Source organism: Streptomyces phaeolivaceus (assembly GCF_009184865.1).
GTDB lineage: Bacteria > Actinomycetota > Actinomycetes > Streptomycetales > Streptomycetaceae > Streptomyces > Streptomyces phaeolivaceus.
The window spans coordinates 8,845,706-8,871,546 of record NZ_CP045096.1 but is presented as its reverse complement, the minus strand read 5'-3'; the positions used below and the strand labels follow the sequence as shown (position 1 = coordinate 8,871,546).

The 25,841-nt window shown below is 71.9% G+C and carries 24 protein-coding genes and 1 pseudogene; 17 read left to right on the top strand and 8 right to left on the bottom strand.

What is annotated here, in order from left to right; translation table 11 throughout:
• Nucleotide 1 precedes the first annotated feature (1 nt).
• On the bottom strand, nt 2-2,674 hold the full coding sequence (locus F9278_RS40415; RefSeq protein WP_152172746.1) for an ATP-binding protein: 2,673 nt from the start codon (nt 2,672-2,674) through the stop codon (nt 2-4).
• Between the two features lie 243 nt (nt 2,675-2,917).
• Here F9278_RS40415 and F9278_RS40410 point away from each other — a divergent pair.
• A pseudogene (locus F9278_RS40410) lies at nt 2,918-3,307 on the top strand (MFS transporter); the annotation flags it as partial.
• A gap of 265 nt (nt 3,308-3,572) precedes the next feature.
• Entirely contained in the window at nt 3,573-4,619 is a 1,047-nt protein-coding gene (locus tag F9278_RS40405) for a DUF2510 domain-containing protein (protein WP_152172745.1), read from the top strand.
• 194 nt (nt 4,620-4,813) lie between these two features.
• On the opposite strand, the gene F9278_RS40400 is transcribed toward F9278_RS40405, so the two are convergent.
• Nucleotides 4,814-5,428, bottom strand: a complete 615-nt coding sequence (locus F9278_RS40400) for a TetR/AcrR family transcriptional regulator (RefSeq protein ID WP_152172744.1) — start codon at nt 5,426-5,428, stop codon at nt 4,814-4,816.
• 231 nt (nt 5,429-5,659) lie between these two features.
• On the opposite strand from F9278_RS40400, the gene F9278_RS40395 reads away from it, so the two are divergent.
• Complete coding sequence (locus F9278_RS40395; RefSeq protein WP_152172743.1) at nt 5,660-6,460, top strand: phosphatase PAP2 family protein; 801 nt, start codon at nt 5,660-5,662, stop codon at nt 6,458-6,460.
• On the top strand, nt 6,457-7,404 hold the full coding sequence (locus tag F9278_RS40390) for a DMT family transporter (protein WP_152172742.1): 948 nt from the start codon (nt 6,457-6,459) through the stop codon (nt 7,402-7,404). The genes F9278_RS40395 and F9278_RS40390 overlap by 4 nt, the downstream gene beginning before the upstream one ends.
• A gap of 154 nt (nt 7,405-7,558) precedes the next feature.
• Here the strand turns inward: F9278_RS40390 and F9278_RS40385 are convergent, their stop codons facing one another.
• Complete coding sequence (locus F9278_RS40385) at nt 7,559-9,604, bottom strand: phosphocholine-specific phospholipase C (protein ID WP_152172741.1); 2,046 nt, start codon at nt 9,602-9,604, stop codon at nt 7,559-7,561.
• 295 nt (nt 9,605-9,899) lie between these two features.
• Between F9278_RS40385 and F9278_RS40380 the strand changes: the two genes are divergently transcribed.
• From F9278_RS40380 to F9278_RS40370, 3 genes are read left to right on the top strand one after another with little or no spacing between them, the layout of a single operon-like run.
• Nucleotides 9,900-10,964 carry an aromatic ring-hydroxylating dioxygenase subunit alpha gene (locus F9278_RS40380; RefSeq protein WP_193241845.1) on the top strand — a complete coding sequence of 355 codons (1,065 nt, stop codon included), beginning with the start codon at nt 9,900-9,902 and terminating at the stop codon, nt 10,962-10,964.
• Complete coding sequence (locus F9278_RS40375) at nt 10,961-11,167, top strand: hypothetical protein (protein WP_152172740.1); 207 nt, start codon at nt 10,961-10,963, stop codon at nt 11,165-11,167. Before F9278_RS40380 ends, F9278_RS40375 begins: the two co-directional genes overlap by 4 nt.
• Nucleotides 11,164-12,105 (top strand): PDR/VanB family oxidoreductase, encoded by a 942-nt coding sequence (locus F9278_RS40370; RefSeq protein WP_152172739.1) that lies wholly within the window; start codon nt 11,164-11,166, stop codon nt 12,103-12,105. Before F9278_RS40375 ends, F9278_RS40370 begins: the two co-directional genes overlap by 4 nt.
• Here the strand turns inward: F9278_RS40370 and F9278_RS40365 are convergent.
• Nucleotides 12,082-12,945: an IclR family transcriptional regulator domain-containing protein gene (locus F9278_RS40365; RefSeq protein WP_152172738.1), complete on the bottom strand. Its 864-nt coding sequence runs from the start codon at nt 12,943-12,945 to the stop codon at nt 12,082-12,084. The two genes, F9278_RS40370 and F9278_RS40365, sit on opposite strands and share 24 nt — an antisense overlap.
• A gap of 212 nt (nt 12,946-13,157) precedes the next feature.
• On the opposite strand from F9278_RS40365, the gene F9278_RS40360 reads away from it, so the two are divergent.
• The 4 genes from F9278_RS40360 to F9278_RS40345 are packed head-to-tail and all read left to right on the top strand — an operon-like array spanning nt 13,158 to nt 16,505.
• Nucleotides 13,158-14,126, top strand: a complete 969-nt coding sequence (locus F9278_RS40360; protein WP_152172737.1) for an ABC transporter substrate-binding protein — start codon at nt 13,158-13,160, stop codon at nt 14,124-14,126.
• Nucleotides 14,123-14,896 (top strand): ABC transporter permease, encoded by a 774-nt coding sequence (locus F9278_RS40355; RefSeq protein WP_152172736.1) that lies wholly within the window; start codon nt 14,123-14,125, stop codon nt 14,894-14,896. Before F9278_RS40360 ends, F9278_RS40355 begins: the two co-directional genes overlap by 4 nt.
• On the top strand, nt 14,893-15,672 hold the full coding sequence (locus tag F9278_RS40350) for an ABC transporter permease (RefSeq protein ID WP_152172735.1): 780 nt from the start codon (nt 14,893-14,895) through the stop codon (nt 15,670-15,672). The genes F9278_RS40355 and F9278_RS40350 overlap by 4 nt, the downstream gene beginning before the upstream one ends.
• A gap of 23 nt (nt 15,673-15,695) precedes the next feature.
• Complete coding sequence (locus tag F9278_RS40345) at nt 15,696-16,505, top strand: ABC transporter ATP-binding protein (protein ID WP_152172734.1); 810 nt, start codon at nt 15,696-15,698, stop codon at nt 16,503-16,505.
• Between the two features lie 52 nt (nt 16,506-16,557).
• On the opposite strand, the gene F9278_RS40340 is transcribed toward F9278_RS40345, so the two are convergent.
• On the bottom strand, nt 16,558-17,241 hold the full coding sequence (locus tag F9278_RS40340; protein WP_152172733.1) for an MmyB family transcriptional regulator: 684 nt from the start codon (nt 17,239-17,241) through the stop codon (nt 16,558-16,560).
• Between the two features lie 274 nt (nt 17,242-17,515).
• Here F9278_RS40340 and F9278_RS40335 point away from each other — a divergent pair, with 274 nt between their 5' ends.
• From F9278_RS40335 to F9278_RS40315, 5 genes are all read left to right on the top strand, one after another.
• On the top strand, nt 17,516-18,172 hold the full coding sequence (locus tag F9278_RS40335) for a helix-turn-helix domain-containing protein (protein ID WP_152172732.1): 657 nt from the start codon (nt 17,516-17,518) through the stop codon (nt 18,170-18,172).
• Nucleotides 18,173-18,203: 31 nt separating this feature from the next.
• Nucleotides 18,204-18,734 carry a toxin-antitoxin system, toxin component gene (locus tag F9278_RS40330; RefSeq protein ID WP_152172731.1) on the top strand — a complete coding sequence of 177 codons (531 nt, stop codon included), beginning with the start codon at nt 18,204-18,206 and terminating at the stop codon, nt 18,732-18,734.
• A gap of 45 nt (nt 18,735-18,779) precedes the next feature.
• Complete coding sequence (locus tag F9278_RS40325) at nt 18,780-19,988, top strand: MAB_1171c family putative transporter (RefSeq protein WP_152172730.1); 1,209 nt, start codon at nt 18,780-18,782, stop codon at nt 19,986-19,988.
• Nucleotides 19,972-21,396, top strand: coding sequence for an FAD-dependent monooxygenase (locus F9278_RS40320; protein WP_152172729.1), 1,425 nt, complete (start codon nt 19,972-19,974; stop codon nt 21,394-21,396). Before F9278_RS40325 ends, F9278_RS40320 begins: the two co-directional genes overlap by 17 nt.
• A 150-nt stretch (nt 21,397-21,546) precedes the next feature.
• A complete protein-coding gene (locus F9278_RS40315; protein ID WP_152172728.1) occupies nt 21,547-21,774 on the top strand; it encodes a hypothetical protein in 228 nt (75 codons plus the stop codon).
• 78 nt (nt 21,775-21,852) lie between these two features.
• On the opposite strand, the gene F9278_RS40310 is transcribed toward F9278_RS40315, so the two are convergent.
• Genes F9278_RS40310 through F9278_RS40300 form a run of 3 tightly spaced genes read right to left on the bottom strand, consistent with a single transcriptional unit; the run spans nt 21,853 to nt 24,381 of the window.
• Nucleotides 21,853-22,824, bottom strand: a complete 972-nt coding sequence (locus F9278_RS40310; protein ID WP_152172727.1) for a polyprenyl synthetase family protein — start codon at nt 22,822-22,824, stop codon at nt 21,853-21,855.
• Nucleotides 22,821-23,525 (bottom strand): 4'-phosphopantetheinyl transferase family protein, encoded by a 705-nt coding sequence (locus F9278_RS40305; RefSeq protein ID WP_152172726.1) that lies wholly within the window; start codon nt 23,523-23,525, stop codon nt 22,821-22,823. The genes F9278_RS40310 and F9278_RS40305 overlap by 4 nt, the downstream gene beginning before the upstream one ends.
• Nucleotides 23,470-24,381 (bottom strand): metallophosphoesterase family protein, encoded by a 912-nt coding sequence (locus F9278_RS40300; protein ID WP_152172725.1) that lies wholly within the window; start codon nt 24,379-24,381, stop codon nt 23,470-23,472. Before F9278_RS40300 ends, F9278_RS40305 begins: the two co-directional genes overlap by 56 nt.
• Before the next feature lie 290 nt (nt 24,382-24,671).
• Here F9278_RS40300 and F9278_RS40295 point away from each other — a divergent pair, with 290 nt between their 5' ends.
• On the top strand, nt 24,672-25,829 hold the full coding sequence (locus F9278_RS40295; protein WP_152172724.1) for an ATP-grasp domain-containing protein: 1,158 nt from the start codon (nt 24,672-24,674) through the stop codon (nt 25,827-25,829).
• Nucleotides 25,830-25,841 lie beyond the last annotated feature (12 nt).

Sequence of the window (25,841 nt, the reverse complement as noted above, 5' to 3'; positions counted from 1 at the left end):
GCTAGGCGAGCCGGTCGAGTGCCTCCCTCGCCCGCTCGACCAGGCCGTCCGCGCCGCAGGCGTCGGCCAGGTCCATGCCCCGCTTGAGCTCGGCGGTCGAGCGGATGGCGATGCCGTGGTCGACGCGGGCCGCCGCGTGTTCGTAGGCGGAGGGCGACGCCTCCAGATAGGTGACCGCCTTGGCGTACAGAGCAGCGGCCTGTCTGCCGGTGGCGAGATGGGCCTCGACGCGAAGGGCCTCACCGATGGCGGTGTCCGTGCCGAGGCGTTCGGCGCGGCGGCGGACGCTCAGGGCGAGTTCGGCGGCACGGCGCGGGTCCTCGGTGGCGAGCGCACGGGCGAGGTCGCCGCCCCAGGGAGCGATGATCGTGTTGTGATGGCCCCGGGCGGCAGCCGCCTTCTCCGCGGCCTCCAGTTCGTTGATGCCGTCCTTGGTGCGGCCGACGGCGAGCAGCAGCCGGCCCCGGATGGAACGGGGGTCGGGCAGGACGACGGTGGACGGGTACGGGGGCGCGAAACCGTGTTCCTCGGCCACCGCCCAGGCCTCCTCGACATGGCCGCGCGCGAGCAGTGTGTCGACCAGATTGCAGGTCGCCGTCCAGTGCATGGGCAGTCTGCGGCCGACCCGCTCGGCGAAGGCCAGCGACGTGCGCAGGGACTTCTCCGCCTCCTTGAGACGGCCCCGCAGGCGATGGCCGTGACCGACATAGGCGTGGGCCAGGGCAAGATGGCCGCCGGTCCATCCGGCGCTCTCGTAGGTGCGCAGGGCCTCCGTGTAGAGGCTCTCCGCCCGGTCGAGCCGGTCCGCGTAGGCGTACGCGACGGCCAGCATCAGCGGCAGTTCGATGCCCCACTCCCTGTCGGTCCAGCCGAGGCCCGGGGCCAGCCGGCCGTTGACGAGGGCGCGGTCGCAGAACTGGACGACCTCCTCGGCGTTCTCGCCGCGCACCACGGCGTCGAAGCCGCGCAGGATGAGCAGCGCGCGCTCGGAGTTGTCCCTTCCCGTGCAGTCCGTGGCGAGGGCGGACAGTTCCTGGGAGCGGGTGGGCGAGAATTCCACGTCGGCGTGGATGACCGCCCACATGTAGTGCGCGGCCTGGAGCCGCATCCGGGCCGGGCCCGGTTCCAGCCGGGCGGCCTCCGCGTCGACCGTGCGGACCGCCTCCTCCAACTGGTCGTTGTGCAGCAGCACCTGTGACAGGCGGAAGACGGCGTCCACGCGTTCCGTGCTGTCCAGGCCCGGCTCCGCCAGGGCAGAGCGGAGGTATTCGACGGTGGTGGCGGGGGAGGTGAGGAGGGTGGCGCAGCCGAGTTCGTAGAGGACTCGGACGCGGATCTCCTGGGGCGGGGGTTCCTTGAGGGCCCGTTCCAGGCAGCGGCGGGCGGCGTCCGGGGCGCCCACGGCGAGGTGTTCGCGCGCGGCGGCGCGCAACTGCTCGACCAGTTCGGGGTCGCCGTCGGCGTGCACCTCGACGAGATGGCGTGAGGCCGCCGCCGGGCCACGCCCGGACTCGCTGACGACCGTCGCGGCCACCCCGTGGAACGCGGTGCGGATGCCCGGCGGGATCGACTTGTAGACCGCGGTGGCGATCAGCGGATGCACGAACTCCAGGTCCCCGGCCCCCGCGCGGCGGTCGACCGGGCTGGGTTCGGCGAGGATCCGGGCGTCGGTCAGCAGTTCGGCGCACTCCGCCGCCGTCTCCTGGCTCAGGGAGGCGAGCCGGGCCACGATCTCCACGGAGATCCCGGTGTGCAGGATGGCCGCCGCGTAGGCGAAGCGGGTGGCGTCGACGCCGAGCGACTCCAGCCGGGCCACGAGACCGAGGCCGCGCGCCGTTCTGTTCAGGGCGCGCAGTTCGGCGGCGGACCCCTCGGTCGGCTGCAGGTCGCTGTCCTGCACCTTGGCGAGAAGCTCGACGGTGTTGTACGCGTTGCCGCCGGTCACCGCCCACACCTCGCGGCAGAACGGGTCGTCTGCATGGCGGCCGACCGTGGCCCGGGTGAGCCCCGCGGTGGCCTCGGGTGTGAGCAGTTTGAGGGTGGGGACCGGGCGGGACGCGGCGGCGACCCGGGTGAGATGGCGGGTGCCCTCACCGGTGGCGTCGCTGGGCCGCCGGGCCACGACGACGAGGACGCACATCTCCGTCAGCCGGTCGGTGATGGCGGACAGCCAGTGCAGGGTCTCCTGGTCGGCCCAGTGGGCGTCGTCGATGAGCAGCACGAGCGGCCAGGTGCGCCGGGCGAGCCGGTTCAGGGCGGCGACCAGCCCGTCGCAGACGGCCTGCGGGTCGGCCGGGCCTCCGCTCGGCTCCGCCAGCCCCAGCGCGGGCCCGGCGATGTCGTACCAGTCGCCGAGGTACTCGCGGACCTCCTCCGGCATCAGCCCGATCAGCGCGGGCTGCAGCAACTGCCGTACGACGTGGTAGGGAACGGACGCCACGGTCTCGCCGCCGCGTGCGTACCAGGCCGTGCAGCCGCGCTCCTCGGCGATCCGGCGGGTCTCCGCGAGGAGGGCGGTCTTGCCGATGCCCGCCTCGCCGCTGAACACCAGGACACCGCCCGGGGACGCCCTGTCGACCCGGAGTTCGTCGATCGCCTGTGTGATGGCGGCGATCTCCGCGTCGCGCTCCCACAGGGAAGCCGAGGCGGCCTCATCGGGCCGTCCCTCCGTCATCCCGCTACCTCCCCAGCGTCGCCCGAACGACGTACAGGTGATTGAGCGTAGCCCTCCGGCTGCCGAAGTGGAGGCTGGTCCGGGCACCTATTGCCGTGTCGGGTGACAACACGGGGCACCGGGACGACGCATCCGGCCGCCCACCTGCCGCGTTGAAGGTGATGGACAGTCAACTCCCCGTGATCCACCGCCGGTTTTCGCGTTCTCCGGCGTTGACGGCCCCCACCCCTCCCAGGAGACACCATGACCGCGCCCGACCCCGGCCAGGACCCGCGCCCCACCCGGCCGGAGCGGCCCGAGCGGTCCCGCAGGGCACTCGTCGCGGGGTCGGTGGGCAACTTGATCGAGTGGTACGAGTTCGGTGTCTACGGCTACTTCGCGACGGTCGTCGCCGCGCGGTTCTTCACGCCGGAGGGCGGCGGCGAGGCCGAGGGACTGGTGCGGACGTACGCCTCGTTCGCGCTGGCGTTCTTCTTCCGGCCGGTCGGCGCCGCCCTGTTCGGCCGGCTCGGCGACCGGATCGGACGGCGGCCGGTGCTGATCCTGGTGATCGTGCTGATGACGGTGGCGACGACACTGATCGGCGCGCTCCCCACGTACGACACGGTCGGCGCCCTCGCGCCCCGGCTGCTGGGCTCGGTGACCCCGGGCGCCGGGGGCCGCTCCCGCCGGGAGGGCGCGCCAGGCCGGAGGACGGGCCGCCGCCGGGGAGTTCGGGGCGGCCGGGAGCGGCGTCCACGGTACGGCCACCGGTGCGGCTGGTCGTACGGTGAGCCGCCGGGACCGCCAGGACCACCCGGCACCCGCCACCCGCCACCCGCCACGGAAAACACGGGTGGATGGGCCGAAAACCGTCCCCTCTCATCCGGTTTTCACTCCGGCCTCATACGGTTGCCCCATGACGCAGGTGACTCCTCCCGGCTGGTACCCCGATCCCGGGCAGACAAGTGACGCTCCCGCCACCGAGCGCTGGTGGGACGGCGACGCGTGGACGGACCAGATCCGGCCCGTGGGCTCGGCCGCGGGGTTCGGGCCCCCGGCATATCCGCCGGGCGCCGCACCCTATCCGCCGGGGCCCGGGATCCACCCCGGGTACCCGGGCTATCCCGGGTACCCGACCGCGCCTCCGAAGCGCGGTCTGCGCACCGGGATAGCCGTGGCCGTGGCGGCGGCCGTGCTGGCGAGCATCGGGGTGGGCGTGTACGCCCTGGCCGGCGACGACGGGGGCGGCGGGGGCAGTGCGACGTCCCAGGGCCCCGGCGGCCAGAACGGCACGGGCGGCACCGACGGCGGGCCGGGCGGCAGCTCGGGCGGCCAGGGCGGCCCCGGCGACTCGGGCGGGTCCGGTGGCTCCGGCGGTCAGACCCCGGCGCCGGACGGGTCCGGGCAGCCGCCGCAGATCGAGGAGGGGTACGCCACCGACACGACCAGCGGTATCAGCATCCCGGTGCCGGACGGCTGGCTGGGCTCGCCCCTCCAGGCCGGCGCGCAGGTGACGACGGAGGCCTCGTACGAGTGCCCGGCCGACGCCACGAAGACCTGCACCCGGGGCGGCGCCTACTCGTCGCCCGCCGAGCTGCTGAAGCTGAAGGCCACCACCGCCGAGGCCGCAGCCAAGGAGGACATCTCCCAGGCCGCCGAGGACGCCTACGGCTCCGAGGGCTACGGGAAGATCACCTCGCACGAGGAGCTGGCCTCCAAGGCGGTGACCGTGGCCGGTCAGAAGGGCTACTACGTCCGCTGGAAGGTGATCACGGGCAAGGGCGACGACGGCTATGTCGAGTCGCTGGCCTTTCCCTCCCCCGCCGACTCCTCGCAGCTCGTCGTCGTCCGCTTCGGCATCGACGTGAGCGACCAGGCGCCCAAGCAGACAGTGATCGACGAGATCACCAAGGGCATCAAGAAGGCGTCGGTCACCGGCGGCGGCAGCGGTCAGGACGTGTGATCCTTCCCACGCCCGAGCGCGCGTCCCCCGCGCCCCCGCACCCCTGCATCCCCGCACCGACATAAGTCGGCCGGGTGGGATTCCTCTCCGCTCCAGAGGAATCCCACCCGGCCGGGGTCGCGCCGCCCCCGTCCCCACGGTGCGGCGCGATCAGGTCGTCGTCCGGATCCAACCCGCGGACGGCGGCCTGAGTCTCACGCGAGGCCGAGCGTCGGTAGCACGGCCGCCTCGATGAACTTGATGATGTACGTCTCGTCCGCGTCCTGGCCCTCCAGGACCGGGCGGGCCCGCAGGACGCCGAAGATCTGCGCCGGGATGAACTCCAGCGCCGGATGGTCGGCGGGCACCTCGCCCCGGGCCACCCCCCGGTCGATCATCGTCCTGAGCGCCTCGATCTCGGGCTCCACCAGCGCGTCCCGCAGCGCCGCCTGCAACTCCTCGTCCTGCACGACGGCATGGCCGAGGGCCTGGAACAGCCGGCCCTCCAGAACGTGGCCCTCGCCCGCGTGCCGGGCGACCTCGCGCAGATCACCGGCGAGGGTGCCGGTGTCGATCCCCGCGAAGCGGACACTGCGGCGGGCGCGCAGCGCCGCCGCCACGAACTGCGGTTTCGTCCTCCACTGCCGGTAGAGCGTCGACTTGCTGCACCGCGTGGTCGCGGCGACGCCCTCCATGGTGACCGAGTCGTACCCGCACTCACGGATCTGTTCGAGCACAGCGTCGAAGAACTCCTGCTCACGCTCGGGCGTGAGTTTGGAGCGGCGCGAGGCGACGGCCGTCTCCGGCCCGTCCGCTGCCTGCGACGTCATGACTCGTGTCTCCTTCGGTCGTCCCCATGCCGAAAGGCCTGTCGATACGCCACTGTACCGGAACGCCACCGTATCGGTACAGTGGCGTATCGATACCCCATCGTTTCGGTACAGTGGCGTATCGGTACACTCTCGTATCGGTACTAGCTCGTATCGGTACTACCGCGTATCGATCGTCTGTGCCGCCAAGGGAACCAGCGCCACCAGCGCCGTCAGTGAAAGGGCCGGGGGATGGAATGCCGCACCGAGCCTGTGAAAGAGCCGGCCGCCGCGATAGCACGGCCGCCTCTCATCCGTGAGTTCCTGCTCGTCGCAGGGCTCTTCCTCGTCTACAAGTTCGGCCGGATGCTGGCCGACGGCCACACCGCCGAGGCCTTCCGCAACGCCCAGCACGTCTGGGACTGGGAGCGGGCGCTGCGGCTGCCCGGCGAGGGGTCCGTGCAGTCGGCGCTGCTGCACGGCGACACGCTGGTCCACCTCGCGAACGTCTACTACGCGACCGTCCACTTCCCGGCCACCGCGGCCTTCCTGGTCTGGCTGTATCTCCGGCGCCCCGCGCACTACGTCTGGGCGCGCCGGGTCCTCGCCGCCCTCACCGCCGCCGCCCTGCTGCTGCACCTCGCGTTCCCGCTGGCCCCGCCGCGGATGCTGGAGGTCGCGGGCCTGGTCGACACCGGTCAGGTGTACGGGCCGACGGTCTACTCGGCGGCGCCGACGACCGACACCATGGCGAACCAGTTCGCGGCGATGCCCTCGCTGCACTTCGGCTGGGCCCTGATGGTCGCGATCGGGCTGATCGCCGCGACCCGCTCGCGCCGGCGGTGGCTGTGGCTGCTGCATCCGCTGGTGACCCTGGTCGTGATCGTCGGCACCGCGAACCACTACTGGCTGGACGCGATCGTGGCGGGCACCCTGCTGGCCGTCGCCCTCGCCGTGATCCAGCTCCCGCACCGGACGGCCACCACCGCCGGTCAGCACTCCAAGGCCCTCGTGCCGGCCGAGGAGCCCGCCTTGGTGGGAGCGGGCCGATGAACGCCACCCTCGTCGCCGTCGCCCTGTCCCTGGTCTCCGCCGTCGCCTACGCCGCCGCCGCGGTGGCCCAGGAGCGGCTGGCCGCCCGCAGTACCGACACCGGTGTGCGGCGGATGCTCGCCAGCGCCGCCTGGTGGAGCTCGGTCGCGCTGAACGCGGGCGCCGCGCTGCTGCATGTCGTGGCGCTCAAGTACGGTCCCCTCACCGTCGTCCAGCCGCTCGGCGCGCTCACCCTGGTGGCGGCGGTGCCGCTCGGGGCGCGGGTGGCCGGGCGGCGTGTCACCGCGACGGAGTGGCGGGGCACCGCGCTGACGCTGGCCGGGCTCGCCGCGATCCTGGTCGCCGCGTCGGGGCCCGCCCCGGACGACGTGCTGAGCCTTCCGGAGGCCGTCGCCGTGGCCGGGGTGACCGTCGCCCTGGTCGGCCTGCTCTCCCGGCCCGGGGCGAAGCCCGGACTGCGGCACGCCGGGGCCTCCGGCATGGCCTCGGGTGTCGCCTCCGCGCTCACCCAGACCGTCACGGTCGCCGCGACCGACCGCTCGGGTTCCCTGCTCGACGTCGAGGTCGTCGTGGTGGCCCTGCTGGTCGCCGCGTTCGCCGTGGGCGGGCTGCTGCTCTCCCAGACGGCGTACCGAGGGGGGCTGGGCGCGCCCCTCGCGGTCGTGACCCTGTCGAACCCGCTGACCGCCGCCGTGATCGGCCTCACCCTCCTCGGGGAGGGCCTGCGGGGCGGGGTGGCGGGAGTGGCGCTCGCGGTTGCGGGAGCGGTGGTGGCGGCGCGGGGTGTGGTGCTGCTGACCCGGGTGACGGCTCCCACCCCGGTGGACGAGGACCACCCGGTGGCGGCCGTCCTGGCCCTGGAGCCCCACCACGCCCCCACGGAACCGTCGTTGCGACCGCGTCGCCCGAGCTCCCCCTCACCCGGACACCTCACCCCCCTCTGAGCAGGTGGGGGCGGACGCGCCCCTGGGGCCGCGGGCCTTCAGGGGCGCGGGCCTTCAGGGGCGCGGGGAACTGCGCGATCAGCCACGTACGGCCGGTGGCCGCCCGATCACAGGTCCCGCCGAGCTCTCAGGCACCGCACCCCCCTCACGCGCCCTACCGCACCCCCAACGCCGGATCACTCACCCCCGCCCGCCCGTTCTCCACGTGCCCGGCGAACCTCCGGAGGAACCCCCCGTCGCCGGTGGCGGTCAGGTCGTACCACCGGCGGCTGGAGCGCAGCTCGAAGACCTCGCGCACACTCGCCCCGGCCCGCACCCCGACCGTGCGCGCCCGCCCCCCGTACGCGCTCGCGACCTTCAGACTCACCGCGGCGGACCCCTTGTTGGTGAAGGTCAGCTCCACGTCGTCGCCGACGTGCCGCGCGGTGACCTCGGGCCCACGCACCGTCCCCCGGCCCTCGAAGACCCGCAGGAAGCCGTTCGGGCCGTGCACCGTGAGGTCGTACGAGCCGCCGGAGTACGCGGAGTTCCAGGTGTCCGACACGGCCTTGCCCGCCTCGGTCGTGTACGTCCAGGGCCCGTCCGTACGGTTCCCGGAGGTGACCAGGAACGCCGCCCCGGCCTTGCCGCCGGAGGCGAACGTGAGGGTGAGGGTCCCGGCCTTCGGATCGGCCGAACCGTCCACCCTGGGCGCGTACTTGAGCGGCCGGGCGGGCCGCAGGCCGCGCTCCTGCCTGGGCATGCTCGGGTCCGCCGGCACGGCCGGCCTGTAGTCGGGGTGCCGCTCCCGGTCCTGCGGCTCGTACTCGTCGGTGTCCGGCAGCGCGGCGGGCCGGCTGTCCTTGCGGGAGAAGTCGAACGCGGCGGTGAGGTCACCGCAGACGGCCCGCCGCCACGGTGAGATGTTCGGCTCCCGCACCCCGAAGCGGCGTTCCATGAACCGCGCGATCGAGGTGTGGTCGAGGGTCTCGGAGCAGACGTAACCGCCCTTGCTCCAGGGCGAGACGACCAGCATCGGCACGCGCGGGCCGAGCCCGTAGGGGCCGGCGACACGGTTGGCGTCGCCCTGGTAGAGGTCGAGGGAGACGTCGACCGTGGACTTGCCGTGGGACGCGTCGCGCGGCGGCAGCGGCGGCAGGAGGTGGTCGAAGAAGCCGTCGTTCTCGTCGTAGGTGATGAACAGGGCCGTCTTCGCCCAGACCGCCGGGTTGGCGGTGAGCGCGTCGAGGACCTGGGAGATGTACCAGGCGCCGTAGTTCGAGGGCCAGTTGGAGTGCTCGGAGAAGGCCTCGGGCGCGGCGATCCAGGAGACCTGCGGCAGCTTCCCGGCCTTGACGTCGGCCTTCAGCAGATCGAAGTAGCCGTCGCCGGCCTTGGCGTTCGTCCCGGTGCGGGCCTTGTCGTACCAGGGGTCGCCGGGCTTGGCGTTCCGGTACTTGTTGAAGTAGAGCAGCGAGTTGTCGCCGTAGTTGCCCCGGTAGGCGTCCTGTATCCAGCCCCAGGATCCGGCGGCGTCCAGGCCGTCGCCGATGTCCTGGTAGATCTTCCAGGAGATCCCGGCCGCTTCGAGGCGCTCGGGGTAGGTCGTCCAGTCGTAGCCGAGTTCGTCGTTGCCGAGGACGGGGCCGCCGCCCTTGCCGTCGTTGCCCGTGTACCCGGTCCACATGTAGTAGCGGTTGGGGTCGGTGGAGCCGATGAACGAGCAGTGGTAGGCGTCGCAGACGGTGAAGGTGTCGGCGAGGGCGTAGTGGAACGGGATGTCCTCGCGGGTCAGATACGCCATCGTCGTGGTGCCCTTGGCCGGCACCCACTTGTCGTACTTGCCGCCGTTGTAGGCGGCGTGCCCGTCCGGCCAGCTGTGCGGCAGGCCCTCCAGGAACTGCATCCCGAGATCGTCGGCCTCGGGGTGGAACGGCAGCACGTCCTTCGTGCCGTCCGACTGGTGCCACACGCTCCTGCCGTTGTCCAGCGTCACCGGGTGCGGGTCGCCGAACCCGCGTACGCCTCTGAGCGCGCCGAAGTAGTGGTCGAAGGACCGGTTCTCCTGCATGAGGACGACGATGTGCTCGACATCCTCGATCGTCCCGGAACGGTGGTGCGCGGGCAGCGCCGCGGCCCGCTGAATACTGGCCGACAGAGCGCTGAACGCCGTTGTGGCGCCCGCGACCTGAAGAAATCGCCGCCGGTTGACTTCAGGCATGGGTGGATGACCTCTTGTCCTGACGTGGTGCGTCGGATGTGACCTGCGAGCAAGGAACGAAAGGGAATGGTCCAAGAGGAACGAACGCCGGGGAAGGGTCCGTGGCGTGGATGTGACACGTCGGGGTCCGCCGCGCGAACAGCGCCGGGCGGGCGCGCCACGGCCGGGCAAAGCGGTCCTTCCGTCTGGCGGAAGCGGTATTGCCCGGTGCCTCGCACGGTCAGGAATGTGGTGGCACGCGGGGCGACGCGGCTCCGCTCTCAGGGTTCTGAGGGTTCTCAGGGACGGGATCTCCATGCCTCACATGACCGCCTTCGCCAGGAATCAGTGGTACGTCGCCGCCTACGCCGAAGAGGTGGGGCGGGAGCTGCTCGGCCGGACGATCCTCGGAGAGCCGCTCGTCTTCTACCGGACCGAGGCGGAGGGGACGCCGGTCGCGCTGCACGACCGGTGTGTGCACCGCCGGTACCCGCTGTCGGAGAGCGGGCTGGACGGGGACCGGATCGTGTGCGGGTACCACGGGTTCACGTACGACACGACCGGCGCCTGTGTGTACGTGCCGGGGCAGAAGCGGATACCGCGCACGGCGCGGGTGGCCTCGTACCCGGTGGTGGAGCAGGACTCGCTGATCTGGGTCTGGATAGGCGACCCGGCGCTCGCCGACCCGCAGGGCATCCCCCGCGCGAAGCACCTGGCCTCCCCGGGCTGGACCACCGTGCGCGGTATGGAGCCGATCGACGCCGACTACGGGCTCCTCGTCGACAATCTGCTCGACCTCTCCCACGAGACCTATCTGCACGGCGGCTACATCGGCACCCCCGAGGTCGCCGAGACGCCGATCACCACCGAGGTCGACGAGGGCGCGGGGGTCGTGCGGGTGAGCCGGCACATGGACGACGCCGAGTGCCCGCCGTTCTACGCGAAGTCGACCGGTATCGAGGGCCGGATCACCCGATGGCAGGACATCGAGTACTTCGCCCCGTGCCTGTATCTGCTGCACAGCCGGATCGCCCCGGTGGGCGTGGTCCCGGAGGCGGACGGCAGCGACCCGAACGGTTTCCACACCGAGATCACGTACGCGATCACCCCGTCCACGGACGGCAAGGTGTACGACTTCTGGATGGTCTCCCGGGACTGGGCGACCGACAGCGACGAGGTCACCGAGTTCCTCAAGGGCAACAACCACACGGTCGTCATGCAGGACGTCGTCGCGCTGAACCTGCTCCAGGAGACGCTGGGCACCGAGCGCACCGGCTACCAGGAGCTGAGCATCAACATCGACACCGGTGGTCTGGCCGCCCGCCGGATCCTCGCCCGGCTGGTCGAGCAGGGCGAGAAGCCGGTGGAGAAGGTCCAGTGAGCACACCGCCCACGTTCCGGACCGGAGGGACCGGAGAGGTCTACCGCATCGACTGGCTGCCCGGTACGGACATCCTGCACGGCACCTGTCACTGCGGGCGCGAGCACAGCGCCCAGGACCCGATCGAGATGTGGGAGTGGATGCTCGCCCACCCCCAGGGACATGATCCTCAAGGACACGAGCCGCAAGGGAACAGCTCATGACCTCGACCGTCTACGAGGCCGACCTCGTCGTCGACAGCCGGGAGTTCGCGGCCGACGGCGTGCTCGCCCTCACCCTCCGGCATCCGCTCGGCGAGGAACTTCCGGCCTGGGAGCCGGGCGCGCACATCGATGTACTGCTGGGGCCGGAGCTGGAGCGGCAGTACTCGCTGTGCGGCGACCCTGCGGACCGTTCGGTGTGGCGGATCGGGGTCCTGCGGGAGCCCGACGGGCGCGGCGGATCGGCGTATGTGCACACGGAGTTGGCGGCGGGCGACAAGGTCCGGGTGCGCGGGCCGCGCAACAACTTCGCGCTGGAGCCGGTGCCCCGCTACCGGTTCGTGGCCGGCGGCATCGGCATCACCCCCATCCTGCCGATGCTGGCCGCGGCCGAGGCGGCGGGCGCGGAGTGGTCGCTGCTGTACGGCGGGCGCAGCCGCGAATCCATGGCGTTCCGGGCGGAGTTGGGCGCGTACGGGGACCGGGTGACCGTGGCCCCGCAGGACGAGAGCGGGTTGCTCGACCTCGGGTCCGTGCTGGACGGGCTGCCCGAGGACGCCCTCGTCTACTGCTGCGGGCCCGGCGCCCTGCTCGACGCGGTGGAGGAGCGGTGCCCGGGGAAGGCGCTCAGGGTCGAGCGGTTCCGGCCCAAGGAGCAGGAGACCGGCCCGGACAGCGAGTTCGAGGTCGTGCTGGAGCGGACGGGGAGGACCGTCACCGTGCCGGTCGGGGTGTCCGTGCTCGACACCGTGCGGGCCGCCGGCGTCGAGGTGCTGTTCTCCTGCGCCGAGGGCACCTGCGGGACCTGTGAGACGGATGTCCTGGAGGGCACCCCCGACCACCGTGACTCGGTGCTCAGCGAGGACGAGCGCGCGGCCGGCGAGACCATGCTCATCTGTGTGTCCCGCTGCCGGGGGTCACGGCTGGTGCTCGACCTGTAGGGGCCCCGGCCCGGCCGGTGGCGGCGCCGCCCGGGTGCGGCCCGCCGCCGTCCCCGGCACACACAGGTCCGCCTCGATCCGGGCGACCGTGGCCAGCAGATGGGGCAGCAGATCCCGGCGTACCGACTCGACCGAGGTGCGGCCGGCGTGGACGGGGATGTTCACGGCGGCCACCACCTCGCCGCCCCGGTCCCGGACCGGGGCGGCGACCGAGCGCAGCCCCTCCTCCAGTTCCTGGTCGACGACGGCGTACCCCTGCCGCCGGACCCGCCGCAGCTCTGCCCTGAGCCGGTCGGCGGAGGTGAGGGTGTGCCGGGTGAACGGCTCGGGGTCGGCGCGGGCGAGCCGGGCGTCGATCTCCTCGTCCGGCAACTGCGCGAGGATCACCCGGCCGACCGAGGTGACCTGGGCGGGGAAGCGGGTGCCGACGGTGATCGTGGCCGTCATGATGCGGCTCGTGGGCACCCTCGCCACGTACACGATGTCGTCGCCGTCGAGGACGCACAGCGAGGACGACTCCCCCACCTGCGCGACCAGCCGCTCCAGATGCGGCAGGGCGAGGTCGGGGAGGGTGAAGCTCGACAGATAGGCGTAGCCGAGTTCGAGCACCCGCGGGGTCGGCCGGAACAGCCGGCCGTCGGTGTGGACGTATCCGAGATCGACGAGGGTGAGCAGGAAGCGGCGGGCGGCGGCCCGGGTCAGCTCACAGGTGCGGGCGACCTCGCTCAGGGTCAGCGCGGGGTGCTCGGCGTCGAAGGCGCGGACGACCGCGAGGCCCCGCTCGAAGGACCGGACGAAGTGCGGTGCGCGGGCTCCGCCGAACCGGTCTCGCTCGGGCATCGTCGCCTCCAGAAGGCCGCTCGGACGCTGGTCGTACGCCGGTGCGCTCTGCGCACGCTAGGAGCACACTTCGGCAACTGTCAACGCGCTTGCACAGCAAGGCCATTGACCCACACCCAACGGCGTTCTACCTTCCGGCTGAGCACTTCTGTGCGGTCTGCGCACAGCCTGTCGAGGACATCCGTCGAAGCGCGTTCCCGTCTGGGGGAGTCATGCGTCGTCTGCTCATCGGCCTCGCGGCCGGCACCTTGTTCACCGCCGCGACCGCCTGCGGTTCGTCCGACTCCGGGTCGGACGGCGGGGGCTCGGCCTCCGGCGGCACCACCACGCTCAAGCTGGGCGTGATCCCCATCATCGACGTCGCCCCGATGTACCTGGGCGAGAAGAAGGGCTTCTACGGCGAGCGCGGGCTGAAGCTGGAGCCGACGCTCGCGCAGGGCGGGGCGGCGATCGTGCCCGGTGTCGTCTCCGGGCAGTTCGACTTCGGCTTCAGCAACATGACCTCGCTGCTGGTCGCCCGGTCCAAGAACGTGCCGGTCAAGGCCGTGGTCAACGGGGTCGCCTCCACCGGGAAGCCGGGCGCCGACTTCGCGGAGATCGCCGTGCCGAAGGGCAGCGCGCTGAAGTCCGCCAAGGAGCTGGGGGGCAAGAAGGTCGCGGTCAACACCCTCGGCAACATCTGCGACACCTCGGTCAACGAGTCGGTCCGCAAGGACGGCGGCGACCCGTCGAAGGTCGAGTACGTGGAGATGCCGTTCGACCAGATGCCGGCCGCGCTCGCCAAGGGCCAGGTCGACGCGGCCTGCGTGGTGGAGCCCGCGCTCGCCACCATCAAGTCGCAGGGCGGCACGGTCCTCGCGTCGAACTTCGTGGACGTGTCCCCGGACCTGACCGTGGCCATGTACTTCACCTCCGAGCAATACGCCGCGAAGAACCCGGAGTTGGTGAAGAAGTTCCAGGAGGCCACGGCCGAGTCGCTGGCGTACGCCGATGAACACCCCGACGAGGTACGGGAGATCATCACCACGTACACGAAGATCCCGGAGAGTCTGCTGAAGACGGTCTTCCTGCCCCGCTGGCCCGCGGAGCCGGACCGCGCCTCCATCGAGCGGCTGGCCGAACTCGGGCAGCAGGACGGCCTGTTCGAGAAGGCCCCCGACCTGGACAAGCTGCTGCCGTGAGGGGTTCCGACGCCGTCCTGGGGGCGGCCGGGCTCGCGGGCTTCCTCGCTCTGTGGGAGGCGGTGCCGCGACTCGGCCTCGTCGAGGACGCCTACCTCCCGCCGGTCAGCGGGGTCGCCGACGCCCTCGCGGCCGAACTCGCCGACGAGACGTTCTGGACGGCGCTCGGCGACACCCTCACCGGCTGGGCGGTGGGCCTGCTGATCGCCGTGACGGCCGGGATCGCGACGGGGGTCGTCCTCGCCGTCGTACCATATCTGCGCGAGGCGACGGCCTCCACGATCGAGTTCCTGCGCCCGATCCCCTCGGTCGCCCTGATCCCGCTCGCCGTCCTCCTCTACGGCAGCGAACTGCGGTCGGTGCTGCTGCTGGTGGTCTACGCGTCGTTCTGGCAGATCCTGATCCAGACCCTCTACGGCGTCCAGGACGTCGACCCGGTCGCCGAGGAGACCGCCCGCTCCTACGGTCTGGGCACCTGGGCCAGGGTCCGGCACGTGCTGTGGCCGACCGCCCTGCCGTACGTCATGACGGGTGTCCGGCTGGCCGCCGCCGTGGCCCTCATCCTGGCCGTGACCGCCGAACTGGTCATCGGGGCACCGGGGTTGGGCCAGCGGATCGCGGTCGCGCAGACCTCGCAGGCGGTGCCGGAGATGTACGCGCTGGTGGTGGTCACCGGGCTGCTGGGGCTGCTGATCAATGTGGGCGCCCGCACGGTGGAGCGGCGGGCGCTGGCCTGGCACCAGTCGGTGCGCGGGGAGGTGGCGGTGTGAGCCGTCTGCCGCTCCGGCCGCTGTTCGTGGTCGCGCTCCCCCTGCTGCTGGTCGTCGTGTGGTGGCTCGCGTCGGACGACAGCACCGATGTGTACTGGCCGCCGCTGCGGACGATCCTCGGCGCCTTCCCGGACGTCTGGACGGCCGAGCGGCTGCGCGGCGACGTCCTGCCCAGCCTGCTGCGGCTGTCCGCCGGTTACGCGCTGGCGGCCGTGGTCGGTGTGGCGCTCGGCACGGTGATCGGCTCCTACCGGCGGGTGCGCGCGGTCTGCGAACCGGTCCTGGAGTTCCTGCGGGCCGTCCCGCCACCGGTGCTCGTCCCGGTCATCATGCTCTTCGCGGGCATCGGCGACACGATGAAGATCGCCGTCATCGCGAGCGGCTGCGTCTGGCCGATCCTGCTCAACACCGTGGAGGGCGTCCGCGCGGTGGACTCCGTGCTGTCGGAGACGGCCCGGTCGTACGGCATCACGGGGGCGGCCCGGCTGCGGAACGTGGTGCTGCGCTCGGCGAGCCCGCAGATCTTCGCGGGGCTGCGGCAGGCGCTGTCCATCGGCATCATCCTCATGGTCATCAGCGAGATGACGGCGTCCAGCAACGGACTGGGGTACACCATCGTCCAGTTCCAGCGCGGTTTCGCGATCCCCGACATGTGGACCGGCATCCTCGTCCTCGGGCTGCTCGGGTTCCTGCTGTCGGTCGTCTTCCGGCTGGTCGAGCGGCGCGTGCTCGGCTGGTACCACGGGCTGCGCGCATCCTCCCGGCGGTCGTCGTGAGACTCGACAAGGAACGGCGGACCATGCTGGACGTACAGGGTCTGAAGAAGGTCTACGAGGGTTCCGGGCGGCGGGTGGAGGCGGTGCGGGACCTCACCTTCACCGTCGACCCGGGTGAACTGGTCTGTCTGGTCGGCCCGTCGGGCTGCGGCAAGACGACCCTGCTGAAGTGCGTGGCCGGGCTGCTGAGGCCGACGGCGGGCCAAGTCCTGCTCGGGGGGCGGCCGGTGGACGGGCCGCCGCCGGGCATGGCCGTCGTCTTCCAGGAGTACGGGCGCAGTCTGTTCCCCTGGATGCGGGTCCGCGACAACGTCGAACTCCCGCTGAAACAGAAGAAGTCGAGCAGGGACCGGCGGCGCGCCCTGGTGGACGACGCGCTCGCCTCGGTCGGACTGTCCGACGCGGCGGGCGCGTACCCGTGGCAGCTGTCCGGCGGGATGCAGCAGCGGGTCGCCATCGCCCGCGCGCTGGCGTACGAGCCGGAGGTGCTGCTGATGGACGAGCCGTTCGCGGCGGTGGACGCGCAGACCCGCGCCGATCTGGAGGATCTGGTGCGGGGCCTGTGGCGGGAGCGGGGCATGACGGTCCTCTTCGTCACCCATGACATCGACGAGGCCGTCTACCTCGGCGAACGGGTCCTGGTGCTCTCCGCCTCCCCCACCGTCGTACGGGAGCAGCTGAAGATCGATCTGCCCGCCGGGCGCGATCAGTTGCACACCCGGGTGTCCCCGCGCTTCGCGGAGCTGCGGACGCATGTGTACGAGCAGATACAGGCGGCCAAACGGGGGGTTCCCCGGGACAAGGAGCGGGGCGTTCCCCTGGACAAGGATTGACCTCCGGCGCCGTCAGCGACCTGAACGCCGGCGGCGCCGGAGGGGGTGCGGCTCACCGCTCGGGGGAGGGCACCACGCTGAGATGGCCGATCGCGGCGTGCCGGGGGCGGCGCGGTCTGCGTACGGGGTGGGACGGGCGGTCGACCTCGCGCAGGACGAGGGTCATACGGTGGTAGCCCAGCTCGCGGAGGGTGTCGGGGGTCTCGCCGACGACCCGGCAGTCGGTGGCGCCCCAGCGGGGGTCCGGGTGGACCACGGGGCGGACGGCGCCGTCGTGCCGGCCGGCCGCGGGGCCGACCGTGCGGAGCCAGTGCGGGAGGCCGTGGCGGTAGGCGGCGTCCATGATCGGGTCCTGGGCGATGTCCCGGCGGATGGACTGCAGACCCCGGTCCTGGGGGTGGTGCTCCACCGCGGCGGCGAAGTGGGCCAGCATCGGCAGGCACCAGCCGGCCTCGTGGTCGCCGAGGACGGTGGCGGCGTCCGGGTGGAAGAGCACGAAGCGGAGGAAGTTGTCGTCGGGCATGGCCGTCGGATGCGGGCCCACATTGCCGAAGAGCGAACGGAACGCGGCGTTGGCGACGACGACGTCCCAGCGGTGGTCGAGGACGACGGACGGGAACAGGACGGAATCCAGCAGCACGGCGTAGTCCTGGAGATACGCCTGCGCGTCCCGGGTTTCGAGACTGTCGGGGACGGACCGCGGTACCGACCGCCGCCCACCTGCCTGATATGCCATCGGGAGGTCACCCCTCTTGCCTATGCGGCCTTCTCGCGGCGCCTTGATCCTGCTGCCCCGGCCGGAGGCGTGTCAACTATCGTGGCATTTGGCGGCGGTTGACGGCTGAATCTCGCCACAGTTGTGGCGAGACCTGGATGTGAGTTCGACACAACCGCTAGTCTCCCCGCAGTTCACGGTGTACTTGCCGGGACCAGGGTCTCGCGCCAGGCTTGGATCCACGGATTCCGCAGTACCGCGAAATTGGCCTGAGAGAGACGTAGGAGACCTGTCGGTGACGGATGGCTTCGAGGTTCCGGACGCCGCGGCGACGGTTCTGCTGCCGGCCGTCGTGGCCCGTGTCACCGCGCTCGCGGACAAGCTGCGCGTACGGCACTCGGAGGTCTTCGACGTCCGTCGGCTCTCGGTCGCCTCGGGTGTGCCGGAGACGGTGGTGAAGGCCCTGCTCAGCGGGCAGCCCGCCGGGGAACCGGACATCCAGGCCCGCTTTCTGCAGCGTCTGGGCCTGCTGCGGCGCACCCGGCTCAAGCCGGGCGGCCGGAAGTACACCCAGCAGGAGATCGCCGACGGCGCCGGGATGTCGCGCCAGCAGGCGGGTGCCCTGATCAACGGCGACCGGCGCCCCACGATGGAGCACTGCGACGCGATCCAGCGCTTCTTCAGAGTGCACGCCGGCTTCCTCACCGCCGAGGATCCCGAGGCGCTGGCGAGCGCCCTGATGCGGACCGAACAGGAGCTCCTCCAGCAGCTCGCCGACCGTGAGCGGGCGGCGGCCGAGGCCGCGGACGACCCGCTGCGGCGGCTGCTGCAGAACCACGGTGTGCGCTCCATCGCCTGGCGGGCGGCCCAGCTGCCCACCGACCAGCACCGCGACAAGGTCGCGGAGTGGCTGGACATGCTGCTGGAGAGCGTCAAGCGGCCCGAGTCCTGACCGGGGGAGATCTGTGGGCATCGGAAAGGAAATGCGCCGTCTGTGCGGCGAGTTGGTCGGCGAGATCGACCTGCCGGCACCGGCGGACCCCGCCGACCTGTACGGCGCCCTGTGCGACGCCATGAGCAGACGCCGTGGCCGCCCCGTCCACTACCGTACGGCCGCGTTCCCGCCGGGTACGGCCAGTGGGCTGTGGCTGGACATGGCCGAACAGGATCTCGTCGTCATCGAGGAACGCACCGCACCCGACCACCAGCTGGTGATCCTCGGCCACGAGCTGTGGCACATGCAGGCCGGGCACTGCGGCCGGCAGGTGGACGGCGCCGCCGTCGCCGCGCGTTTATTGAGCGAGGACGCCGATCTGCCGGCGACCGTGCTGAAGGTCGCCGCCCGTACCCGTTTCGATCTCACGGACGAGCAGGACGCCGAGAGCTTCGGACTGCTGCTGGCCAGCAAGTGCCGTACCTGGCTCGCCGGTTCGGCACTGCGCGGGCCAGTGCGCCGCGACCACCTGGCGGGCCGTATCGGTGCCTCGCTGGGCTACCGCGGCCCGCAGGGCTGAGCGGCCGGAACGCCGAGACGCGAGAGACGCAGAGACGCAGCGGACATGGACGGGCCCAGCTACTACCTCCCGGGCGTCGCGATGACGATCGCGCTCGCCTCGAAGACGCCCGCGCTGCTGCGGAACCGGCGCGACCCGCTGATCAGATCCGTGTGCGCGCTGATGACACTGGCCGCCCTGGTCTTCTGCTTCGCCGCGCCGCCGACGATCACCGAGGTCAACCGCGCCACCGGTGTCACCAACATCTCGGCGGCCGTCGTCTACCTCCTGCTGAGCGCCTTCAGCGGCTCCTGTCTGGTGCTGATCACCAACTGGCGGGGCGGCCCGCCCGAGACGACCCGCCGGCTCTCCCGCCGCTGGATCGCCGGGTACGGCGCGGTGTGCGCGGCGATCGTGGTGCTGTTCGTGCTCGGCGAGGCGCCCGTGGAGCGGGTGCGGGACTTCGACACGTACTACGCCAACACCCCGTTCCTGCGCGAGATGATCGTGCTCTATCTGATCGGGTTCACCGTCGCGGGCGTCGCCATGAACGTCATGTGCTGGCGCTGGGCGCTCCAGGTCCGCGGCTGGCTGCGCGCCGGGCTGCTGATCATCGCGTTCGGCTTCCTGCTCAACGTGCCGTTCGCGGCGGTCAAACTGGTCGCCGTGGTCACCCGCTGGCAGGGCGGCGACCTGGACCATCTGAGCACCTATGTCGCCCCCGTGCTGTCGTCCGTCGGCGCCCAGGTCTGCGCGGTCGGCTTCTGTCTGCCGCTGGCCGGGGAGCGCCTCGGCGACTCCTGGACCATCTGGTCCATGTACCGTCGACTCGGCCCGCTGTGGCGGGAGTTGCGCCCCGTATGGGCCCAGGCGAGCCACGAGGTGCGGATCTCCTGGTGGGCCCCGGCGAGGCTCCAGATGACACAGCGGGAGTCCGACATCCACGACGGCATGCTCAGTCTGTACCCGTACTTCGACTCCGAGGTACGGGCCAAGGCGTACGACGCGGCCGTCGCGGCGGGCTCCGAGCCCGTGCAGGCGCGGGCCGAGGCCGACGCGGCGATGGTGACGGCGGCGGTACGGGCCAGGGAGGACGATCCGGAGGGCCGGGTCATCAGCTCGGCCACGGCCGACGCCCCCGCCACGCCCACCGAGAACCCCCGTGACCTCGTACGGATGTCCATCGCCCTGCGTCAGTCACCCGTCGTAGCGGCCGCCCGTGAATGGGCCGCCGCGACCAGGTCAGAGAGCGACTTCCATGAAAGAACCCGTTAGCGGCCCGAGCGACACCGAGGCCACGGCTCCCCGGCGGGCCGTCGTCGTCGGCGCGGGCCTGGCCGGTCTGCTGGCCGCCGCCGCGCTGCGCGAGCACGCCGAGGTCACCGTCGTCGAACGCGACGCGCTGCCCGAGGGGCCCGCGCCCCGCAAGGGCGTGCCCCAGGCCCGGCACGCCCATCTGCTGTGGTCCGGCGGGGCGCGCGCGATGGAGGAGCTGCTGCCGGGGGTCACGGACGCCTGGCTGGCGGCCGGTGCCCGGCGGATCCCGCTGCCGACCGGGCTGGTCTCCCTGTCGGCCCAGGGCTGGGTGCGGCGCTGGCCCGAGATGGAGTTCATGATCGCGTGCAGCCGTGAGCTGCTGGAGTCGGTCGTCCGCGCCCACCTCCTCGCCGGGCCCCGGGTCACCGTCCTCGACCGCACCGAGATCCTCGGCCTGGCGGGCGACGCCTCCCGGGTGACGGGGCTGCGGGTGCGTTCCGTCGACGGCGAGGAGCGGGTGCTCGGCGCCGATCTGGTGGTGGACTGCGCCGGGCGCGGTTCGCGGGGCACCGCGTGGCTGGACGCGCTCGGGGTGGCGCCCGCGCCGATGGAGGAGGTCGACTCCGGGCTCGTGTACGCCACCCGGGTCTTCCGGGCGCCCGCGGGCACCGAGGAGTACCCGGTGGTCAATGTGCAGCCGGACGGGTCGCGGCCGGTGCCGGGGCGCAGCGCGACCCTGGTGCCGATCGAGGGCGGGCGCTGGCTGGTGACGCTGTCGGGCACCCGGGGAGGCCAGCCGACCGCCCTCGCCGAGGAGTTCGAGACGTTCGCGCGCGACATCAGGCACCCGCTGGTGGGTGAGCTGATCGCGCGTGCCGAGCCCCTGACGGACGTGGTGGTCACCCGCAGCACGATCAACCGGCGGCGCTACTTCGAGAAGGTGTCCGGCTGGCCCGAGGGGTTCGTCGCGCTCGGCGACTCGGTCGCCACGTACAACCCGATCTACGGCCACGGCATGTCCGTCGCCGCGCAGGGCGCCGTGGTGCTGCGCGACCGGGTCGCCGCGCACGGTCTGTCGGCGCCGGGGCTCGCGCGCCGGGTGCAGAAGGCCGTGGCGGTGCCGGTGGCGCTCGCCTGGGAGCTGGCGACCAACGCGGACATCCGCTACCCGGAGGCGATCGGCAAGCGGCCGAACGCGGCACGGAAGCTCTTCGGCCGTTATCTGGAGCGGCTGATCCTTACCGCGCTGGGCCGGCCCCTGGTCTTCAAGGCGTATCTCGGCGTGGTCACCCTCACCGAGCCCGTCGGCGCCCTCGTCCGGCCGGAGGTGGTCCTGGCGGTGCTGCGGGGCCCGGTCAAACCGCCGCTCCCGGAACCGCCCCTGACGGACCATGAGCGGGAGACGGTGCTGGGCGCGACCACCTGAGGGGGCAGCCTCCCCCGCGCCTCGAGCGCCGGGCGACATCGGCGTGCGGGAGAGCGGGATTGTCAGTGGTGGACGGCAAGCTGGGAGGGTGCCCCCCGTCCGTCGGGGCGGCACGGAGTTTCGCCGATCCGACCAGGGGAGAGCCGTTCGATGCCGACCGCCGTACTGACCGACCGCGAGCGTGCCGCCGTCCAGGCCTATCTGCGGCTGCTGGGGACCGTACGAGCAGCCTTCGACGGGCCGCCGGAGTCCCGCCGACCACCCGTGGTGCCACCCGCCGCGCTCGCCGAGGCGGAGCGGGCGCTGGCGGCGGCCGGACTGGCGGGCAACGAGGAGGAGTTCTTCCGGCTGCTGCGGAGCTGGTGCCCGGAGCGGTGAGCCGCTTCGCCGAAGGTCCGCCGGACGCGTGGGTTCCCGTGGTCCCGGCGGACCGTCGGCGCCTCGGCGGCCTCGGTGCTAGGTCAGGTGCATTCCGGCGGCCTGGTCCACCATCTGCCGCAGGGCCGGCAAGTAGGCCTCGTCGCCGCCCAGTTCGTCGAGCACCTGGTGCGCGTCGTCACGGAACTTCGTCAGGCCCTTCTCGAAGCGACGGAGCACCGCGGGGGTGAGGAGCAGCGTGCGGAGTTCCGTGCGGGCGCGCCCGGAACCGCGTGCCTCGACCGCGAGTTCCACGATCCGCCCCCGTGATCGGAGTGGGGTCTCCTCCAGGGCGCAGGCGAGGAGATAGGTGGCCGTGCCGTTGCGCAGATCCTCGTCGCGGCCGGTGAGCAGGTCCTCCTGGTCGTTGAAGAGCTGCCAGAGAATCCCGAACACCTCCCCGAACTCCCGCCACAGTGCGACGCGTTCGGTTCCGGCGTCGGCCAGTATCCCGGCCATCGCCGTGATCATCCCGAACGGGACACCGGATTTTCCGTGGTAGGTGGCGACGGCCGCGGCGGGCGAGGTGTCGCGCCCGTCGCCGCGCAGATCCCGCAACTGGCCTTCCACGGCGTCGATGCAGCAGTTGACGATCTCGACGGTGAGGGCGTTGCGCACGGCGTCCGGGACCGGTTGGGCCTGGACGATCCTGATGGGCAGGGCCTGGGCGCTGAGGAAGGACGCCAGGAGCGCCTCGTCCGGGCCGAGTCCGGCGGGGGTGTGTCTGCCGTGGCCGTCGGCGAGGTCGTCGAGGTAGCAGGCGGAGGTCCACCACAGCACATGGACGGCCGACAGGGGGACGGCCGGTCCGGGGGCGCCCGTCTCGGCGGCGTGCACGAGCAGGGGGAGCACGGACAGCGGGTATCTCATCCGCTGATGGCCGAGCAGCCCGGTGATGGATCTCCGTACCGCGCCGGACGAGGGCCCGAGGCTCTCCAGGGCGGTCGCTATCTCCGCGTCGATGTCGGGCGATATCCGTCTGTGCAGCTCCACATAGGCGAGCGGGTTCATCTGGTGTCCTCGTCCTCCGTCGGGAAGGGAACCGAAACCGCCGTCGCCACCAGCCCCTGCCGGACGGTCCAGCGTCCGTCGAAGGCGTCGATACGACGACCGTCCACCACCGGTCCTGGTACGAGGAGTTCGGCGCGCAGGGCGCCGGAGCGACCGCCGGGGTCGACGGTCACCTCGATGTCGGCCTCCGAGAAGTCCAGCCACCGCCCGGTGAGCGGGAACCATGCCTTGTACACGGACTCCTTGGCACTGAAGAGCAGCCGGTCCCAGTGGACCGAGGGGTGGTCGGCGGTCAGACGGCGCAGTCGGATCTCCTCCGCCGGGAGGGCGATCGCCGTCAGGACGCCCTCGGGCAGGGCGTCGTGGGGTTCGGCGTCCACGCCGAGGGAGGCGAGGTCACCGACGCGGACCAGCGCTGCGGCGGCGAACCCCTCGCAGTGGGTCATGCTGCCGGTCAGTCCGTCCGGCCAGCCGGGGGCGCCGCGGTCACCGGGCACGATCGCGCGCGGCGCCACGCCGAGCTTCTCCATCGCCCGGCGCGCGCAGGCGCGGACGACGGTGAACTCACGGCGCCGCTTGGCCACCGCCCGTGCCACGACCGCCTCCTCCTCGGGGTACAGCTCGATCCCCTCGACGGCGGCCGTGTCAGGGCCGTGCGCCTCCACGACCACGACCGCTCCCGGAAGCAGTTCCTCGATCACCGGCTTGGACCTCCATCGGCAGAATGCGGCGCAGCCTGCCCGGCGGTTCCGGACGGGGCCGCCACTCGCGGGGGTAACCCACGGACACCTCTTCGAAGCGGACCCCGTCCAGCCAGGTGGTCCGCGGGATGTGCAGATGGCCGTAGACCATGACCTCGACGCGGAAGCGCCGGTGCCAGTCGGCCGTCAGTTCCGTGCCGCACCACATGGCGAACTCGGGGTAGCGCAGGACGTCCGTCGGGTGCCGGTCCAGGGGGTAGTGGTTGACCAGCACCGTGGGCAGATCGGGCGGCAGTTCGGCGAGCCTGCGCTCGGTCTCGGCGACCCGGGCGCGGCACCAGTCGTCGCGGCTCGGATACGGGTCGGGGTACAGCACGTGCTCGTCGGTGCAGACCACACCGGTGCCGTGCGCGTACTCCAGGCCCTCTTCCTTCGTGGCGCAGCCCTTGGGCAGGAACGAGTAGTCGTACAGCAGGAAAAGCGGAGCGATCACCGCCGGGCCGCCGGGACCCTCCCAGAGGGGGTACGGGTCCTCGGGGGTGACGACATCCAGTTCGCGGCAGACGGAGACGAGGTGTTCGTAGCGCTCGACGCCCTTGTACGGGACGGTCTCGCTGGGGTGGGTCCACAGTTCGTGGTTGCCCGGCGCCCAGACGACCTTGGCGAAGCGGTTCGCGAGAGTCTCCAGGGCCCAGCGGATGTCGGCGACCGTCTCGGAGACGTCGCCGGCCACCAGGAGCCAGTCGTCGTCGGTCTCCGGTCGCATCCGTTCGACGAGGGCGCGGTTCTCGGGATAGCCGATGTGCAGATCACTGATGGCCAGCAGATTTCCGTGCCGGCCTGCCCTCGACTCCACCCGCACTCCCTTCTGAACGCCGAACATCAACACGAGAACACACGGGCACGCCGGTGGACAAGACCGACCTGCCGGACCGTCGCACCCGTGCCCCGGTGAGCCCCCCGGTGACCCCGCCGCGCAAGGATTAACACGCGCGTGACAGAAACATGGGCCTCAGTGGCCGTATGATCCGTCCTACACCACCGCCACGCCTCTCTTTCGCGTACGGCGGTTCGGTGTACCTCCATCCCCCCTGGCCGGGCACGGCCTGCTCCGCTGTGCCCGCGAACCCTTGAAAGGCGGCCTGCATGGTCTCTCGCGTACGCGTCTGGCTCAACCGCACGTACGCGGAGAACGTCTTCTTCATGGATCAGCTGCGGCATAATCCGCACGCTCGTCCGGTGGACATCCATGCCACGCACGGTGACGCCGACTCCCCCGTACTGGCCGCCGCCGACACCGCCGACCTGGAGCCCGAGGGCCTCTCCCCCGCCGCGTACGTCGAGTACGCGCTCGACCAGTGCGCCAAGCGCTCCATCGACGTGTTCGTGCCCCGGCTGCACCAGGCCGCGCTGGCCGCGCACCGCGAGGAGTTCGCGGCGGTGGGTACGGCGCTGCTGGCGCCGCCCGTCGCGGGCATCGAGGTCTTCGAGGACAAGGTGACCGCGTACGAGGCGGTCCAGGAGTACGGGGTTCCGGTGCCGCCGTGGTTCCGGGTCACCAACGCCGACGAACTGATCGCCGCCGTCGAGGAGTTGGAGGACGCCGGGCACAAGGCGTGCTTCAAGCCTGCCTCCGGGGCGGGTGGTGTGGGCTTCCGTGTCGTCACGCGCGCCCCCTTCTCGCTCTCGCACCTCAGCGGATTCCCGAGCCCGTATGTGCAGCTCGACATGGTCGTGGAGGCGGTGCGGGCGGCCGAGGAGCCCGTCGACTGGATGGTGATGCCCCGGCTGGAGCAGCCGGAGGTGTCCGTCGACTGCCTCACCGGTCCCGACGGGCGGGTCCGGATGGCCGTGGGCCGCACCAAGAACGGGCGGCGGCGGGGCTTCACGCTGAACCCGGCGTGGATCGAGCCGGCGCGGCTGATCGCGCAGCGGTTCGGGCTGCACTATCTGACGAACATCCAGTTCCGGATGTACGGCGACGAGCCGGTGCTCATGGATGTCAACACGCGGCCGGCGGGTGGGCTGCACCAGCTGGCGCTGTGCGGGGTCAACGCGCCCTGGGCCGCTGTGCGGTTGGCGCTCGGGGAGGAGACCGGGGACGTGGTGCCGACGCGGCTGGGGGAGGACTACACCGTGGTGTCGGGGACTCGGCCGGTGCGGGGGGTGACGTTGCCTCAGCAGGTGGCCGAGGTGGCGGTTCCGGTGGAGCCGGTTGCCGCGGGGCCGGTGGAGGCGCGAGCGCTGGCTGTCGCGCCCGGCACGGTGTGCAAGCCTGCCGCCGACCGGCCCCTCGCGGTCTGACCCACCCAGCCT

What these genes read in the sequence shown, in the direction of transcription:
- F9278_RS40415 (WP_152172746.1), bottom strand. Translation starts at nt 2,674, where the DNA reads ATGACGGAGGGACGGCCCGATGAGGCCGCCTCGGCTTCCCTGTGGGAG.
- F9278_RS40405 (WP_152172745.1), top strand. Translation starts at nt 3,573, where the DNA reads ATGACGCAGGTGACTCCTCCCGGCTGGTACCCCGATCCCGGGCAGACA.
- F9278_RS40400 (WP_152172744.1), bottom strand. Translation starts at nt 5,428, where the DNA reads ATGACGTCGCAGGCAGCGGACGGGCCGGAGACGGCCGTCGCCTCGCGC.
- F9278_RS40395 (WP_152172743.1), top strand. Translation starts at nt 5,660, where the DNA reads ATGGAATGCCGCACCGAGCCTGTGAAAGAGCCGGCCGCCGCGATAGCA.
- F9278_RS40390 (WP_152172742.1), top strand. Translation starts at nt 6,457, where the DNA reads ATGAACGCCACCCTCGTCGCCGTCGCCCTGTCCCTGGTCTCCGCCGTC.
- F9278_RS40385 (WP_152172741.1), bottom strand. Translation starts at nt 9,604, where the DNA reads ATGCCTGAAGTCAACCGGCGGCGATTTCTTCAGGTCGCGGGCGCCACA.
- F9278_RS40380 (WP_193241845.1), top strand. Translation starts at nt 9,900, where the DNA reads ATGCCTCACATGACCGCCTTCGCCAGGAATCAGTGGTACGTCGCCGCC.
- F9278_RS40370 (WP_152172739.1), top strand. Translation starts at nt 11,164, where the DNA reads ATGACCTCGACCGTCTACGAGGCCGACCTCGTCGTCGACAGCCGGGAG.
- F9278_RS40365 (WP_152172738.1), bottom strand. Translation starts at nt 12,945, where the DNA reads ATGCCCGAGCGAGACCGGTTCGGCGGAGCCCGCGCACCGCACTTCGTC.
- F9278_RS40360 (WP_152172737.1), top strand. Translation starts at nt 13,158, where the DNA reads ATGCGTCGTCTGCTCATCGGCCTCGCGGCCGGCACCTTGTTCACCGCC.
- F9278_RS40345 (WP_152172734.1), top strand. Translation starts at nt 15,696, where the DNA reads ATGCTGGACGTACAGGGTCTGAAGAAGGTCTACGAGGGTTCCGGGCGG.
- F9278_RS40340 (WP_152172733.1), bottom strand. Translation starts at nt 17,241, where the DNA reads ATGGCATATCAGGCAGGTGGGCGGCGGTCGGTACCGCGGTCCGTCCCC.
- F9278_RS40330 (WP_152172731.1), top strand. Translation starts at nt 18,204, where the DNA reads ATGCGCCGTCTGTGCGGCGAGTTGGTCGGCGAGATCGACCTGCCGGCA.
- F9278_RS40325 (WP_152172730.1), top strand. Translation starts at nt 18,780, where the DNA reads ATGGACGGGCCCAGCTACTACCTCCCGGGCGTCGCGATGACGATCGCG.
- F9278_RS40320 (WP_152172729.1), top strand. Translation starts at nt 19,972, where the DNA reads ATGAAAGAACCCGTTAGCGGCCCGAGCGACACCGAGGCCACGGCTCCC.
- F9278_RS40315 (WP_152172728.1), top strand. Translation starts at nt 21,547, where the DNA reads ATGCCGACCGCCGTACTGACCGACCGCGAGCGTGCCGCCGTCCAGGCC.
- F9278_RS40310 (WP_152172727.1), bottom strand. Translation starts at nt 22,824, where the DNA reads ATGAACCCGCTCGCCTATGTGGAGCTGCACAGACGGATATCGCCCGAC.
- F9278_RS40295 (WP_152172724.1), top strand. Translation starts at nt 24,672, where the DNA reads ATGGTCTCTCGCGTACGCGTCTGGCTCAACCGCACGTACGCGGAGAAC.